16 protein-coding genes are annotated in these 14,762 nt (G+C 59.1%); 10 read left to right on the top strand and 6 right to left on the bottom strand.

The genetic code is table 11. The annotated features are described in order from the left end of the window. The first annotated feature begins 2 nt into the window (after positions 1-2). The 3 genes from AC2FH2_RS11895 (at position 3) to rarD (ending at position 4,566) form a co-directional block, all read left to right on the top strand. Positions 3-977: a GlxA family transcriptional regulator gene (locus AC2FH2_RS11895; RefSeq protein ID WP_496823682.1), complete on the top strand. Its 975-nt coding sequence runs from the start codon at positions 3-5 to the stop codon at positions 975-977. Positions 978-1,066: 89 nt separating this feature from the next. Then, on the top strand, positions 1,067-3,520 hold the full coding sequence (locus AC2FH2_RS11890; protein ID WP_142637045.1) for a GcvT family protein: 2,454 nt from the start codon (positions 1,067-1,069) through the stop codon (positions 3,518-3,520). Between the two features lie 143 nt (positions 3,521-3,663). Then, the gene (gene rarD / locus AC2FH2_RS11885) at positions 3,664-4,566 is read left to right on the top strand and encodes an EamA family transporter RarD (protein ID WP_496821830.1); all 903 of its coding nucleotides are present in this window, start codon (positions 3,664-3,666) and stop codon (positions 4,564-4,566) included. On the opposite strand, the gene AC2FH2_RS11880 is transcribed toward rarD, so the two are convergent. Next, positions 4,557-5,273 (bottom strand): SGNH/GDSL hydrolase family protein, encoded by a 717-nt coding sequence (locus AC2FH2_RS11880; RefSeq protein ID WP_271949709.1) that lies wholly within the window; start codon positions 5,271-5,273, stop codon positions 4,557-4,559. The genes rarD and AC2FH2_RS11880 overlap by 10 nt on opposite strands. After that, complete coding sequence (locus AC2FH2_RS11875) at positions 5,270-5,680, bottom strand: nuclear transport factor 2 family protein (RefSeq protein WP_496823680.1); 411 nt, start codon at positions 5,678-5,680, stop codon at positions 5,270-5,272. The genes AC2FH2_RS11880 and AC2FH2_RS11875 overlap by 4 nt, the downstream gene beginning before the upstream one ends. 60 nt (positions 5,681-5,740) lie before the next feature. On the opposite strand from AC2FH2_RS11875, the gene AC2FH2_RS11870 reads away from it, so the two are divergent. Beyond that, complete coding sequence (locus AC2FH2_RS11870) at positions 5,741-6,424, top strand: RluA family pseudouridine synthase (RefSeq protein ID WP_496823777.1); 684 nt, start codon at positions 5,741-5,743, stop codon at positions 6,422-6,424. Between the two features lie 2 nt (positions 6,425-6,426). Here AC2FH2_RS11870 and AC2FH2_RS11865 read toward each other — a convergent pair whose 3' ends face one another. Then, a complete protein-coding gene (locus AC2FH2_RS11865; RefSeq protein ID WP_496789732.1) occupies positions 6,427-6,612 on the bottom strand; it encodes a hypothetical protein in 186 nt (61 codons plus the stop codon). Between the two features lie 103 nt (positions 6,613-6,715). On the opposite strand from AC2FH2_RS11865, the gene AC2FH2_RS11860 reads away from it, so the two are divergent. From AC2FH2_RS11860 to AC2FH2_RS11845, 4 genes are all read left to right on the top strand, one after another. After that, entirely contained in the window at positions 6,716-7,408 is a 693-nt protein-coding gene (locus AC2FH2_RS11860) for a helix-turn-helix transcriptional regulator (protein ID WP_271949714.1), read from the top strand. 117 nt (positions 7,409-7,525) lie between these two features. Beyond that, positions 7,526-8,197, top strand: a complete 672-nt coding sequence (locus AC2FH2_RS11855) for a YiaD family glycine zipper/OmpA-like lipoprotein (RefSeq protein WP_142637036.1) — start codon at positions 7,526-7,528, stop codon at positions 8,195-8,197. A gap of 114 nt (positions 8,198-8,311) precedes the next feature. Further along, positions 8,312-8,854, top strand: coding sequence for an NADPH-dependent FMN reductase (locus AC2FH2_RS11850; protein WP_271949716.1), 543 nt, complete (start codon positions 8,312-8,314; stop codon positions 8,852-8,854). Positions 8,855-8,903: 49 nt separating this feature from the next. After that, positions 8,904-9,692 (top strand): HTD2 family dehydratase, encoded by a 789-nt coding sequence (locus AC2FH2_RS11845; protein WP_496823678.1) that lies wholly within the window; start codon positions 8,904-8,906, stop codon positions 9,690-9,692. Here AC2FH2_RS11845 and AC2FH2_RS11840 read toward each other — a convergent pair. Together AC2FH2_RS11840 and AC2FH2_RS11835 are read right to left on the bottom strand one after the other, a co-directional pair. Then, positions 9,684-10,163, bottom strand: a complete 480-nt coding sequence (locus AC2FH2_RS11840; RefSeq protein WP_342782003.1) for a GNAT family N-acetyltransferase — start codon at positions 10,161-10,163, stop codon at positions 9,684-9,686. The two genes, AC2FH2_RS11845 and AC2FH2_RS11840, sit on opposite strands and share 9 nt — an antisense overlap. After that, on the bottom strand, positions 10,160-11,200 hold the full coding sequence (locus AC2FH2_RS11835; RefSeq protein ID WP_142637020.1) for an NAD(P)/FAD-dependent oxidoreductase: 1,041 nt from the start codon (positions 11,198-11,200) through the stop codon (positions 10,160-10,162). Before AC2FH2_RS11835 ends, AC2FH2_RS11840 begins: the two co-directional genes overlap by 4 nt. Positions 11,201-11,249: 49 nt before the next feature. Here AC2FH2_RS11835 and mnmC2 point away from each other — a divergent pair, with 49 nt between their 5' ends. Continuing rightward, positions 11,250-11,915, top strand: coding sequence for a tRNA (5-methylaminomethyl-2-thiouridine)(34)-methyltransferase MnmC2 (gene mnmC2 / locus AC2FH2_RS11830; RefSeq protein WP_496823676.1), 666 nt, complete (start codon positions 11,250-11,252; stop codon positions 11,913-11,915). Next, positions 11,912-12,781: a DMT family transporter gene (locus AC2FH2_RS11825; protein WP_496823674.1), complete on the top strand. Its 870-nt coding sequence runs from the start codon at positions 11,912-11,914 to the stop codon at positions 12,779-12,781. Before mnmC2 ends, AC2FH2_RS11825 begins: the two co-directional genes overlap by 4 nt. Here the strand turns inward: AC2FH2_RS11825 and AC2FH2_RS11820 are convergent. Beyond that, complete coding sequence (locus tag AC2FH2_RS11820) at positions 12,755-14,719, bottom strand: lytic transglycosylase domain-containing protein (RefSeq protein WP_281973085.1); 1,965 nt, start codon at positions 14,717-14,719, stop codon at positions 12,755-12,757. The genes AC2FH2_RS11825 and AC2FH2_RS11820 overlap by 27 nt on opposite strands. Positions 14,720-14,762 lie beyond the last annotated feature (43 nt).

Genomic DNA, 14,762 nt, shown 5'->3' with positions numbered 1-14,762 from the left:
AGATGCGGCAACGACCAGATAGCTTGACCGACAAGGCGCAGATACATTTCGATGTTCTGGTCGCGCCGGGCTATGTGCTGTTGGAGCTTGCCGCATTGATTGAGGTTCTGAGGCTGGCAAACCGCGTCTGCCCCAACCCGCCCTTCAGCTTTACCTATCGGTCTCTGAAAGGTGGGCCCATTGCCAGCAGCAGCGATGCGACGGTCCAAACTGAACCCGTATCAACCCATCCCAAGGCGGATTATCTATTTGTGATCGGAAATTCCGACCCTGACCACCCCGATCTGTCTATCGGACGGGTTGTATCGGACTATACGTTCCGAGGCGCTCAGGTCTTTTTGCTGGCCGAAGCTGCCAGCCGCTATATTGACGAATTTGGCACCGCAGACATGGCGACCCATTGGGAAAACGCCTCTTTCCTGAGTGAACGCGGGGCCCGGTTCGAGGCGAAGCTGTCGATAGCCACAGAACAGGGCCAGGTCGTGACCTGCGCAGGGATGGAGGCGACAACCGATATTGCTTTGTCCGTGATCGGACGCCACATCTCGGGGCCTGCCAAGATGACGGTGGCCAATATCATGCTGCACGAAAATATCCGCGACTTTTCATCGATGCAGCCTTTCTCGGGGGCGCAACTGACAGCTACTGGGGACGCCAAGCTGGATCAATGTATCAAGCTGATGCAGGCCAATATCGAAGACCCCTTACCCATCCAGCAGATTGTCGAGGCATTAAATCTTTCGAACCGATCGCTTGAGCGAAAATTCAAAGCTTTCTTTGGCACCAGTCCAAACGGTTTCTATCGCGAGATGCGGCTGGCGAAGGCTAACAACCTGCTGCTGAACACCACGATGAGCGTTCGGGAAATCGGTCTGGCCTGCGGCTTTCCGAACGGTTTCTCCTCGGTTTACAAAAGCTTTTTCGGGGTCACGCCCTTTGTTCTGAGGCGCGAAAGACGGGCTGCGTCACATAGGTGAAAATCGCCTATAACATGACGCTTTTGGTGCATTTATTGCCGATCTTCCATGGCAACGTGCCCAAAACCTGATTCAGCGGAGACCTCAGGATGGTTGATCTTCCAAACAAAGCTCGAGTTGTCATCATCGGCGGCGGCGTCATTGGATGCTCGGTTGCCTATCATCTGACCAAGAAAGGTTGGAGCGATGTTGTGCTGCTTGAACGCAAGCAGTTGACCAGCGGCACCACATGGCATGCGGCGGGTCTGATCGCTCAGCTGCGGGCCTCGTCCAACATGACCAAACTGGCGAAATACACGCAGGAGCTTTACGGCGCGCTGGAAGAGGAAACCGGCGTGTCCACCGGGCTTAGACGCTGTGGATCGATTACCGTGGCACTGACTGAGGAACGCCGTGAAGAGATCTATCGCCTGGCTGCCATGGCACGTGCCTTTGGCGTTGAGGTCGAAGAGATTTCCAATGAGCGCGTCAAGGAAATGTATCCGCATCTGAATGTCGAAGACGTCAAGGGCGCGGTCTATCTTCCGCTGGACGGGCAGGGTGACCCGGCCAATATCGCGCTGGCCCTGGCCAAGGGCGCACGGCAACGCGGTGCCATTACCAAGGAACGGGTGAAGGTCACCGACATCACCAAACAGGGCCGTACCGTGACGGGCGTGGACTGGGTTGCCGATGACGGCAGCGGCTCGGGCCATATCGAATGTGATATGGTGGTGAACTGCGCCGGCATGTGGGGGCATGAGGTCGGCCGGATGGCCGGTGTGAACGTCCCGCTGCACGCCTGCGAACATTTCTACATCGTCACCGAAGGCATTGACGGACTGTCCCAACTGCCGGTTCTGCGGGTGCCGGATGAATGCGCCTATTACAAGGAAGATGCGGGCAAAATCCTGCTGGGTGCTTTTGAGCCCAATGCCAAGCCCTGGGGGATGAACGGCATCCCAGAGAGCTTTGAGTTTGACCAGCTGCCCGAGGATTTCGACCACTTTGAGCCCATTCTAGAAGCTGCGTGTAACCGGATGCCGATGTTGGCCGAGGCTGGGATTCATACATTCTTCAATGGACCAGAGAGCTTTACCCCCGACGATGCCTATCACCTCGGTCTCGCGCCCGAGATGGACAATGTCTGGGTCGCGGCGGGCTTCAACTCGATCGGCATTCAATCTGCGGGCGGTGCGGGCATGGCGCTGGCGGAATGGATGGATAGCGGCGAGAAACCGTTTGATCTGGGCGATGTGGATATCAGCCGGATGCAGCCGTTTCAGGGCAATAAGCAATATCTGTTTGAGCGTTCGAAAGAGACGCTGGGCCTGCTTTATGCCGACCACTACCCCTATCGCCAGAAAGCCACTGCGCGCGGTGTTCGGCGCACCCCGTTCCATCACCATCTGAAAGAGCAGGGCGCGGTGTTTGGTGAACTGGCGGGCTGGGAGCGTGCAAACTGGTACGCAAATCCGGGGCAGGAGCGCGAATACCAGTACAGTTGGAAACGTCAGAATTGGTTCGAGAACTCAGCTGCTGAACACCGCGCAGTGCGCGAGAATGTTGGCATGTACGACATGTCTTCTTTTGGCAAGATTCGCGTTGAAGGACCGGATGCCGAGGCGTTCATGAACTATATCGGGGGCGGCGATTATTCGGTGCCGAACGGCAAGATCGTCTATACCCAGTTCCTAAACCGCACCGGCGGGATCGAGGCGGATGTGACGGTGACCCGTCTGACCGAGACCGCCTATCTGGTCGTGACCCCGGCGGCGACGCGGCTGGCGGATCAGACCTGGATGATGCGCCATGTGGGTAGCTTCAACGTGGTCATAACCGATGTTACCGCTGGCGAAGGCGTTTTGGCCGTGATGGGCCCCAATGCGCGCGCTTTGCTGGAAAAGGTCTCGCCGGCGGATTTCTCGAACGCGACCAACCCCTTTGGCACCGCACAAGAGATCGAGATCGGCATGGGCCTGGCCCGCGCTCATCGGGTGACCTATGTGGGCGAGCTGGGATGGGAGATCTACATGTCCGCCGATATGGCGGGCCATGTGTTCGAAACGCTGCATGAGGCCGGTCAGGACATGGACCTGAAACTCTGTGGCATGCACATGATGGACAGTTGCCGGATCGAAAAGGGCTTTCGCCATTTTGGTCATGACATCACGTGCGAGGACAACGTCGTGGATGCCGGGCTTGGTTTTGCGATCAAGGTGGACAAAGGCTGTGACTTTATCGGGCGCGAAGCAGTGATTGCCCGCAAGGAAAGCGGGCCCAAAAACCGTCTGGTTCAGTTCCGCCTGACCGACCCGGAACCGCTGTTGTTCCATAATGAACCGATCGTGCGGGACGGGGAATATGTCGGTTATCTCAGCTCGGGCAATTATGGTCATACTTTGGGTGGCGCTATCGGTATGGGCTATGTGCCCTGCGAGGGTGAGAAGGCGGCGGATGTTCTGGGGTCAACCTATGAGATCGACGTGTGCGGCGTGAAGGTAATGGCCGAGGCGTCGTTGAAACCGATGTACGATCCGAAATCCGAACGCGTCAAAGTGTAATCAAATTGTCGGAGCGCTGCGGCGCTCCGGCTTTGTTCTGGTCTCACATATCAAATATCCTGATGGGCCGCTTCACAGTTTTCGCGGTTCCCAAGCATGTCTGGATTACCGTAAAGACGACCGGTACCCCCCGGAGACCCGCAATGGCCAACGCAACACCCACACAGAATGCCGATACGCCAAAAGGCCTTGTTCTGGCGGTTACGGCCTATGTTTTGTGGGGGTTTTTGCCTTTATACATGAAGGCGATGGCCCATATCGCGCCGGTTGAGGTTGTGGCGCATCGTATCATCTGGTCGGTGCCTTTGGCCGGGCTATTGCTGATCGCACTGGGCCGGACGCGGGATCTGAAGTCAGCTTTGCGCGATCCCAAGATGCTGGGCATGGCCTGTCTGACGGCTGCGTTGATATCGGTGAACTGGGCGATCTATGTCTGGGCCATAGCCAGTGGGCATGCGCTGGACGCAGCGCTGGGCTATTACATAAATCCGCTGTTCAGTATCGCGCTGGGCGCGGTGCTGCTGCGCGAACCTTTGAACCGGACGCAGCTGATTGCTGTTGGGTTGGCCGCAGCCGGGGTGTTGGTTCTTGTTGTAGAGGCCGGAAGCCTGCCTTGGGCGGCGCTGGGGCTTATGTTCAGCTGGGGGTTCTACGCCTTCTTCAAACGCTCACTCCCCATCGGGCCAAATCAGGGGTTCTTGCTGGAAGTGCTGATCCTTCTGATCCCCGCATTGGTTTATGTGACTTGGCTGGGGGTCAACGGGACGGGGCATTTCGGGCTGGTCGCAACCGACACCATGCTGCTGGCCGGGGCAGGGGTGGTGACCGCAGTGCCGCTGTTGATCTATGCCAATGGCGCCAAGCTGGTGCGCCTGTCGACGATGGGCATCCTGCAATATATCGCGCCGACCATGATTTTTGTGACTGCCATCGCGGTTTTTGGAGAGCAGATTGACCGTGGCCGCATGATTGCGTTTCCGCTGATCTGGGCCGCACTTGTGGTCTATTCGATCCCGATGATCCGGCAGATACGCGCTCAGGCCTGACGCAACAATTCGGCGGCCTCATGCGCCCAGATCGCATAGGCTTTGGGGCTGGGATGATACCCATCCGAGGCGGCCAGCGCCGGGTCGTCGGGCAGATCAATCGACAAATGGCGGATCTGAGGGAATTCAGTCGCGACCTGCTGCAATCCCTGGTCCAGCCGGGCTGCCTGACGCCCCAGCACCCAGGCAAGCGGTTGCGGCAAGGCGGGAAACCGACCCATCTGGGGAACGGCCGTTACAATGACACGCCGGGCTCCAAGCTGGTCGGTGATCAGGTGCATCAGACGGGATTGGTGTTCGACAAACCGCTTTTTAGTGACGCCACGGGTGACGTCATTGACGCCAAGCGCCGTGATGGCCGCATCAAATTGATCTGTCAGACCGTCAAGGCGTTTCAGTGTATCCAGCGTTGTATGCCCTGTCATAGCCTCGAGCCGCCATTCGACACTGTGGCTTTTTGCTAGCTGTGCGACCAACTGCCCGGACAAAGCCTGCGCCTGGGTGCCAGCGCCAACACCTGCTGCCGAGCTGTCGCCTGCGATTAGCAACCGCAAACGCGGGCCGCGCCCTTCACGGCCTTCGCGCGGCCCGGTCGGTTCGGGCAGGAACCGCGCCTTTCGTCGAACTGAAATCCCCTGTGCCGCCAATAGTGGCAACAGCGGTAGTCTCAGAAACTGATCAGCTCCGATCCGGGCAGGCTTGGTCAACCCAAAGCGTCCTTAAAATTGATAAAGCGAGGGTCTTTTGCCACGCGTGCCATCATCTCGGTGCGCAGGGCTGCAATAGTTTTAAGTGGGCGCATGACCACTTCGAACTTTTCGATCAAGCCTTCATCATTCAGCCGGATCAAGTCCACACCAACCGCATCCAGATCACCAACCTTGCACTGAAATTCCAGCGCCCAGTCTTTGCCTTCACCCATGATCCGACTATAGCTGAAGTCCGAGAATACCTGCCCCACATGCCCTAGCAGAGCCGCCACAGGTTCGCGCCCGGCCCAGGTGCTGTAGTAGGTCGGCGGCAGAAAACGCACGTCTTCGGCCAGAAACTCGTGAATCAGACTGTCATCGCCTTTTGTGATGACATCTTTGAGTTGTTCGATTGTTGGGTGCATTGTTTCTCCTCCGAGTTGTCGCATGATTTGCTGAACTATTCAGTTCAGGCAAGCACGACGTTGCGGGAGGTTGTCGCTTGCGATAGGCAGACCCGCATGAGCGAGACCTACGATCCCCCGAAAACACCGCTGGATGTGCTGCACGAAGATGCGCATCTGATTGTGGTGAACAAGCCCTCGGGGCTTTTGTCCGTACCGGGTCGCGGAGAGCATCTGGCCGATTGTCTGTTGACCCGTGTGCAGGCGGCGTTCCCGCAAGCCCTGCTTGTACACAGGTTGGACCGCGACACTTCGGGCGTGATGGTTTTTGCCCAAACCCCTCATGCGCAGCGCAATCTGAGCATGCAGTTCGAACAGCGTCAAACTCGCAAGACCTATATCGCCCGGGTCTGGGGTCTGGTCGAGGCAAAGACCGGAGCCGTTGATCTGCCGTTGATTGTGGATTGGCCCAACAGGCCGCTGCAAATGGTGTGCCATGAGACCGGCAAACCTGCGGTGACGGGTTGGCGCGTGGTCAAATATGAAGGCAACACTACCCGCATACGCCTGTTCCCGAAAACCGGGCGCTCGCACCAGCTGCGGGTTCACATGCTGGCGCTAGGGCATCCGATTTTGGGTGATCCGTTCTATGCAAAAGGTGAGGCACGGGCCTTCCCGCGCCTCATGCTGCATTCCGAGGAATTGCGGCTGAAAAGCCCCGATAGCGGGACGTCGATGAAGTTTCGCGCCAAGGCCGGGTTCTAGGCTCAGGCGGGGTTGGTCCAAAGCAGTTTGAGATTGCCCAGCGAAAACCGTCTGGTGCGTTTCTTTGGGGCGCAAGGCTGGCGGTTGGCCATGATCTCGCGTTCGATTTCAAAGGCGCGCAGGGTGTGGTCCTGGGACCAGTGTCCCAGTTGCAGTGTCATCATTACGTGATTGTCGAGGCTGGGCATCAGTAATCTCCTGTGAATTGTTGAACCAGCATCCCACATCACTCCTGACAGCGCGTTGTCAGGGGGGTGTGCTAAGGTGTCAGCAGAGAAACCGGAGTTTGCCATGCGCCGTTCGTCCCGCCTGTTTGAAATCATCCAGATTCTGCGTGCCGCCGACGCTCCGGTTACTGCTGAGATGCTGGCGCAAAAGCTCGAAGTCTCGGTGCGCACGGTGTATCGCGACATCGCGGCACTGCAGGCCCAACGCACACCGATCGAGGGCGAAGCCGGCGTCGGGTATCTGATGCGGCGGGGCTATGACTTGCCACCACTGAACTTCGACGCTGAAGAGGTCGAGGCGCTTTGGGTCGGTCTGTCAATGCTGGCACGGACCGGCGACAGTACCCTGCAGGAGGCCGCCAAACGCATTTGTCGGAAAATAGAAGGCCTGCGCGCAAGTCCCGACTGGTTGCAGGTCGCGCCTTGGGGGGCTCCGGTTGATGATCCGGCCAAGGGCTGTATCCCGGTCGTGAATTACCGCGAAGCCATCCGGGACGAGCGCAAGCTTCGCCTCACATATGTCAGCTCGCAAGACGTTCGCTCCGAACGGGTCGTCCGTCCGGTTGCCCTGATCTATCATATCGAGTGCACGATGCTGGTTGCGTGGTGCGAATTGCGCAACGGTTTTCGCCATTTTCGGACCGATCGCGTCTGGGCCTGCGAAATGGTTGACGATCATTTCTGCGGCCAAGGGCAGCCGCTGCGGGAGATCTGGCAGGAGCAGAACCAATGGGGTTCCCCTGCCGAGGCCCATTGAACGGCGGGTATTCGCCGATATCACCTGATTGTTGCTTGAGCCTGCGGGGGGGCAGCGCGATATACTGTGCCAAATAATGGGACCCGGCAAACGGGCCTCTGAGCAGAAGGTGATATCATGACGATTTCCAAGCTTGTTGTTTCTGCTGGGCTTTGCTCGGCCTTGTTCTTGGCGGGCTGCACCGACCCCGGAACGCTGAACTTGCCCTCGGACCCCAACCAAAATACCAAACAGGGTGCGCTTTTGGGTGGGTTGGTTGGTGCCGGTGTCGGGGCCATTGCGAACGACTCGGATCCGCTTTTGGGTGCGCTGGCTGGTGGAGCAATCGGTGCAGCAGGTGGCGGCCTTATCGGCAATCAACTGGACCGTCAGGCGGCTGAGTTGCGCCAGCAGCTGGCAAATGACGGCATTACAATCGTCAACGCAGGCGACCGCCTGATTGTTACCGTCCCCAACGACATCACCTTTGACACCGACAGCTCGACCGTGCGGCCTGCATTGCGTTCTGATTTGGTCCGGGTGGGTCAGAATTTGGTGAGATATCCCAACTCGGCCGTTCAGGTCATTGGCCATACGGATAGTGATGGCGAAGCCTCTTATAATCAGGCCCTATCTGAGCGTCGGGCGAGGTCCGTGGCGGATGTTCTGCAAGCCAATGGTGTGAACGGGGCCCGTATCAGCACCATCGGTTTGGGTGAGAACCGACCTGCGGCCTCGAATCTCACACCCGAAGGGAAGGCGCGGAATCGTCGGGTTGATATCGAAATCATCCCCAACGGCAACACATGATGTGACCGGGCACCGTCAAGGTGCCCGTTTTTGCACATTGACTGCGCGTCAAGTGGGCTTTGGCTGGCGGTGATCAGGAGCTACCTTCTGGAAAACGCCTGAACGGAGACCTTTATGTCCGAACCGATCCTTCTGAGCCTGTCAGGTTCGCTGCGCCAAAATGCCACCAACCGAAAACTGCTTCGCGAGGCGGCGCGGCTGTTTGAGCCGGGCACCCATATCGAGGCTGACCTGAACTTGCCGCTCTATGACGGCGATCTTGAAGAAGGCGAGGGCATCCCCAAGGGCGTTCAGGTTTTGGCCGGTCAGATCGCCCGTGCGGATGCGGTGATCATTTCGACGCCGGAATATAACAAAGCGCCGTCCGGCGTGTTGAAGAATGCGCTGGATTGGGTAAGTCGCACCAAGGATAAGCCCTGGGCGAACAAGCCGGTTGCGGTGATGTCTGCCGCTGCGGGTCGTGCGGGCGGGGAACGTGCACAGATGATATTGCGCAGCTATATGGTTCCGTTCCAGACGCGCATCTTGCAAGGGCCGGAAATTCATCTGGCCGACAGTTCGAACGAATTCGACGCGCAGGGCAAGCTGGTTAACGAACGCTATGAAAACGCCCTTCGGACCTTGATGCAGAACTTGCGGTCAGAGGCCGGTTTCTGAAACTGCCGGTTTGCTTGCCCGTATGGGGCAGGCCGCCTAATCTTGCGCTATGTCGATGGAAATTCAGACAGATGTGATGGACGCAGCCCGTGCTGGCGCGTTGCAGGTGGCGCTTGGGAAACAGGCAACTGTGAGGGGCGGCACTGCGTTGCCGCCGTTTTTTCATCACCTGTATTTCTGGACTCCGCAGCCACCCGGCCAACTTGGGCGCGACGGACATCCCAAAGTCGGGGGCCTGATCCCCGATATGGGCCTACCCCGCAGAATGTGGGCAGGCGGACGCTTGGAGTTTTTCGCGCCTCTGATAGCAGGTCAGTTAGCCGAACGGCGATCGCTATGTGAAAGTTCGAGTTCGAAATCGGGACGCACCGGCCCCTTGGGCTTTGTCACGTTGCGCCACGAGGTTTGGCAGAGCGGTGCGCTGCGCCTGACCGAATGGCAGGATCTGGTTTACCGCCAAGACCCCTCGGCAGATACGGCCACCCCTCCGGCACCACTGGCCAGGCAGGATGAAACCGAACATCGCGAGCTGTCCTTCGACAGCACAATGCTGTTTCGCTACTCGGCCCTGACATTTAACGGACACCGCATTCACTATGACATCGACTATGCCCGTGATGTCGAAGGATATGCCGGGCTGGTCGTGCATGGCCCGCTTTTGGCGCAGCACCTGATGTTGTTTGCGGCAGATGTGATGGGCCCATTGGCGCAGTTTTCCTTCCGCGCAACCTCGGCATTGATGCATTTCGAAACTGCGAGCCTGTGCCGGAGGGGCAATACCCTGTGGGTACGTGCGGCAGACGGGCGCCAATGTATGATTGCCGAAGCCTCAGCCTAAATGTTTCTGCATGGTAATCGAGGTCGCCCGGGTGAACCCGGGATGCGCCGTTTCCGCCGTTTTGACAAAGCCCATCCGGGCAAAGGAGGCATGGTTTTCGACCAATTCGACCCGTGCCTTCAGTTCCAGCGTCGCAATACCTGTTTCAACCGCCCGCGCGGATGCCAGATCGACCAGACGCTGTGCCAGCCCCTGACCACGTCGGGTTTCGTCCACAGCCAGTTTGCTCAGATACAGACAGTCCTGTTTGGGTGTCAGAAAGACGACCGCATCCGGGCGATTGCCTATGATCCAAACCTCGTGGTCGCGGGCCTGTTGCCTAAGCGTTTCCTCGGTCAGGCGATGCATTGACGAGGGCGGGTCTATACGCCCCTCCATGAATGCAAAGCTGTGGCGGATCAGGCGTAACACCTGTGGCAACATCGGATCGTCCGGTTGCAGGCGAACTGGGGTGTCGTCGAGGGAGGTCACAAAGAAGCCTCGGGTTGAAAATCTGCGGGGATTTCATCGCGCCCTTCAAGCACCAGTTCGGCCATGACTTCTGCCACTTTGGGCGCCATACCAAATCCGATCTTGAACCCTCCATTGGCGATGAATTCTCCGGCGTACAGCGGATGTGCACCCAACATCGGCGCACGGCTTTTGCTGCGGGGTCGGATCCCGGCCCAGCGTTCGATCACTTCGGCACCGTGCAGGACCGGAACCGCCCGTGTGGCCCGGTCCAGGACATCATCCAGCGCCGCATCGGTGCTGGTCGGATTGTCATAATCCCGTTCCGAGGTTGATCCGATGGCCAATGTACCATCTGCATGCGGGACAATGTGAACGGCATCTGCAAACAGCTGGGAGACGTCCCCGGCATCGAACCGCAGCAAAGCCGCCTGTCCCTTGACGCCATTGCCGACCGTTTTGCCAAAGGCGTCGTTCAGTTCTAGCAGGCCAGAAAGCCCGGTGGCGTGAATGATATGCCCTTGATTGGCCGCATCGGTTTTGACCTCAACCCCCATCACCGCCAGCGCCGAAACCAGTGCAGAACATGCCCGCCTTGGGTGCATCCGGGCGCTAAGCGTGTCGTGGATCACAAAGCCAGTGGGGCTGGGAGGGCACCACGACCCGACCTCATCCATTGCAACAACGCGCCATTCGGCCCGCCCCTGCCATAGCTCTGCGGCGGTGACCGTACGTGCATGGGCCAGATCCAGCGTGCGGCTATCTGCGATGGGCTGCAGCCTACCCAACCGGGCATATCCGGCTGAGACGCCTCCGGTCGCCTCAACCTGTTTCCAGAAGGGTTCGGCCATGATCAGGCTTTCGAATTGAAAAGCTTTCTTGGCATTCCAGTTCTCGGGCACATGCGGGGCCAAAGCCCCGACCAGACCGCCGCTGGACCCGGCACCGGGGCCAAAAGGATCTATGACCTGAACTTTTGCGCCGCGTCTAGCGCAGGCCCAGGCGATCGAAAGGCCAAAAATGCCCGCGCCTCGCACCGTCACATCGACCATTGCCATTCCCCTTTTCCTTGTTCAGTGTCGCGCCGCTTAGCTACAGGATTCCCCGATGGCAGACCAGCGCGCCGAACTGACCTGGAAAGACGGGCAGATACCTGTCTCAGGCCGTTTCGACGACCCCTATTTCTCGTTGCAGAACGGGCTGGAGGAGACGCGGCATGTGTTTTTGGCGGGCAATGACCTGCCCGCGCAGTTTGCGCCGGGGTTTCATATTGCCGAGCTTGGTTTTGGCACCGGCCTGAACTTGCTGACTGTCTGGTCCGAATGGGAAAAGGCTGGCCAAACGACCCCGCTGACATTCACCAGTTTCGAAGCCTATCCAATGGCGCCAGACGACATGACGCGTGCTCTGGCCGCCTTTCCTGAGTTGTCCCCTTGGGCCGACCGGTTCCTGTCCCAATGGCAGGGCGGTACCTGCGATCTGGGCACCCTGCAGCTTGAGGTTATCGAGGGCGACGCGCGGTCCACCCTGTCCGCATGGTCGGGGCAGGCCGATGCCTGGTTTCTGGACGGGTTCTCTCCGGCCAAGAACCCCGAACTTTGGGGCGCAGAGCTGATGCAGCAGGTATCCGATCACACGGCGCCCAATGGCTCTGCGGCCACCTATACCGCCGCCGGGTTCGTCCGGCGCGGGCTCGAGGACGCAGGGTTCACCGTCACCCGCGTACCGGGCTATGGGCGCAAGCGCCACATGACTCGGGCGGTCAAGCCATGACCCAACAGAACGACACCCGCGCCGGTATCGCGCTGATGATCGCGGCTACCGTGGTGTTTGCGCTGCAGGACGGTATCTCGCGCCATCTGGCCGGGACTTATAACACCTATATGGTCGTGATGATCCGCTATTGGTTCTTCGCTGCGTTTGTCGTCGCTCAGGCGCTGCGCGCACCCGGCGGTATCGCGGCCACGGCCCGCACCAACCAGCTTGGGCTGCAGATCCTGCGCGGGGTGCTTCTGGCCGGAGAGATCTGCGTCGCGGTTTATGCCTTTACCATCCTGGGCCTGATTGAAAGCCAGGCCGTTTTCATCTGCTATCCGCTGCTGGTGGCGGCGCTCAGCGGACCCGTTCTGGGCGAGAAGGTCGGCTGGCGTCGGTGGTCGGCCATCGGCGTGGGATGTATTGGTGTTCTGATCATTTTGCAGCCCGGGGTGGGAGTGTTCAATCCGTGGGCGGTGATCCCGTTGATCTCGGCCCTGATGTTTGCCGTCTATGGCCTGCTGACCCGCTATGCGGCGCGGCGCGACACTACCGCCACCAGTTTTTTCTGGACCGGCATCGCCGGGGCGGTTGCCATGACGGCCGTGGGCGTGTGGTTTTGGGAGCCTATGCAGGGCGGTGACTGGCTTTGGATGTGCCTGCTCTGCCTGACCGGAGTTCTGGGACATTGGTTGTTGATTAAGTGCTACGAAATGGCCGAGGCCAGCGCCGTGCAGCCCTTTGCCTATTTTCACCTGATGTGGAGCGCCATTCTGGGAATCTCGGTCTTTGGTGAAAGCTTGCGACCCGCGGTTGTTGCAGGGGCCACATTGGTTATTGCCGCCGGACTGTTCACCTTATGGCGCGAACGACGCCAGAGTTGACCCGATCAGTTCTTCGGAAAATGGCACCGGCAACGCCTGCTGCCCCAACCGTGCGCGATACACAGGCAGGCTTTCGGCGACGCGCATGACATAGTTGCGGGTCTCGCTAAAGGGTATGAATTCGATCCAGTCGACGATATCGGCCTCACCCCGGCGCGGGTCGCCATTGCGTTTCATCCACGAGATCGGCCTGCCCGGTCCGGCATTATACCCCGCCGCCATCATCACCACATTGCCGTTGAATTCTGCTGCCAGCTCGGACAGGTAATTCGCCCCCAATTTGGCGTTATATCGCCAGTCCGAAGTCAGTTTTCCGGTTTGGTGGCTGCTTAGAATGCCCATGTTCCGGGCCACAACTTTCGCCGTCGCGGGCATTACCTGCATAAGCCCGCGCGCGCCCGCGCCGCTGATGACAACCGGGTCAAACTCGCTTTCGCGCCGGGCGATTGCTAGCGTCATTTCCTTTGCCATAGGTAGGCCTAGATCTGCCACTGGATGAACCGGGTAATACGCGGCGGGCAGAACAACGCCGGTGGTCGCGGCGCGCTTGGCGATCATCACCGCCAGATGTGGTTCGTTCAGTTCGATGACCAGATCGCCCAGTTGGCTTGCCTGAACGGGGTCGAGCCCCTCAACCAGATGGGTCAGGAACCGCTCAGATAGGTTTGCCTCACCTGCGCGCAACAGCAATAGCCCCGCTTCCAGAACGCTGGAATCGGCAAACTCCGCTTGTTTCCAGTGCGGTGCCCTTCGCGGGTTTGCCAGATCGCTGTCGAAGGGGCGCCCTATCCGTTCGGCGGCAAGAAGCCCGTAGAACGAGGTCTGGTGATCAGCACCCATGGCATAGGCCTCATAAGCCTTTTCCGCATCCCCCTGCGCGGCATAGGCCCGACCCAGCCAATACCCGCCGCGTCCCTTGGAAATCGGTGACTGCACCGCGCCCGAGAAGTTTTGGAAATGCCGTACAGCCGTTGCGGGATCATTCAACCGACGCAGGGCAAGGAACCCGGAAAGCCATTCGAGATCGGCATAGGCATAGCCCATGTCCGGCGTCATATGGTGACTAGAGGCAATCTTGTATGCGCGGCTCATATCACCGTTGCGCATCTCAAGCCGGGCCAACCGGCGACGGCCCTCGGCCCATTTGTCTGGCTCGCCCAGAGCATCCGGGCTGGATGACCGCGCCAGCATCAGATCAATCGCACTGTCATCCAGTTCCTTTTTGTCTCGCCAGACAAAGCGGTCAAAGGCAAGCCCCGCCGATCCGGCCACGGAATCGGGAACCGCCCCTACTTTGGCATCAACACCCGGCGCACGTTTTTGCAATGCAATCCGCGCCTCGGCCAGCTTGCGCTGATCGTCATTCACCAATGGCAGCATTTGTCCTGCGCTGATCAGATGACCGTCCCACAGCATCCGGTCTAGCCGCGCCGCGTGGTGGGGTTTCAGCAATGTTTCAAAGTTCTCGATATAGTCTTTCTGCAGGCCCGATCCCATCGGCATCGTACGCCAGGCGGTGACGATATCCGCCTGCGCATCACCCTGCCGTCCCTTAGCCTTCAGCGCTACGGCGAAATTCAGCGCCCCTTCCGCCGTTTGCGGGGCAGTGTCGGCGTAGAATTTCAACACCCGGTCCGGGTCCGCCCCGGTAAAGGCGGGTTCGCTTTCGCGCCGTAACCATGCCAGCCCCGGCCAATCCGGCCTGCGGTTCAGAAATACCAGCACATCGCCCGAGCTTCCGAACCCCTCGCGCAGCCAATGCCATACGATGATGTCACGTGACACAGATCCGCGCGGGCCTGCCTCTTGCAGCGCTGCGTTCCAATCGCCCTTTCGCATTTCATACATGCCAGCGCGCAGATCGCCCACCGAGTCGGCTTGGGCCGGCCCGAAGGATGCCAGAATCACCGCTGTCAAAAGCGCCAGAACGCGTGTCATGCCTTGCATTTCCCAACCAACCAAGGATAGAGCCATTTAGGAT

It is taken from the genome of Ruegeria sp. YTSA105, from assembly GCF_059610225.1.
The sequence above is the reverse complement of the archived record's forward strand: the minus strand, read 5'-3'. Positions and strand labels throughout refer to the sequence as shown.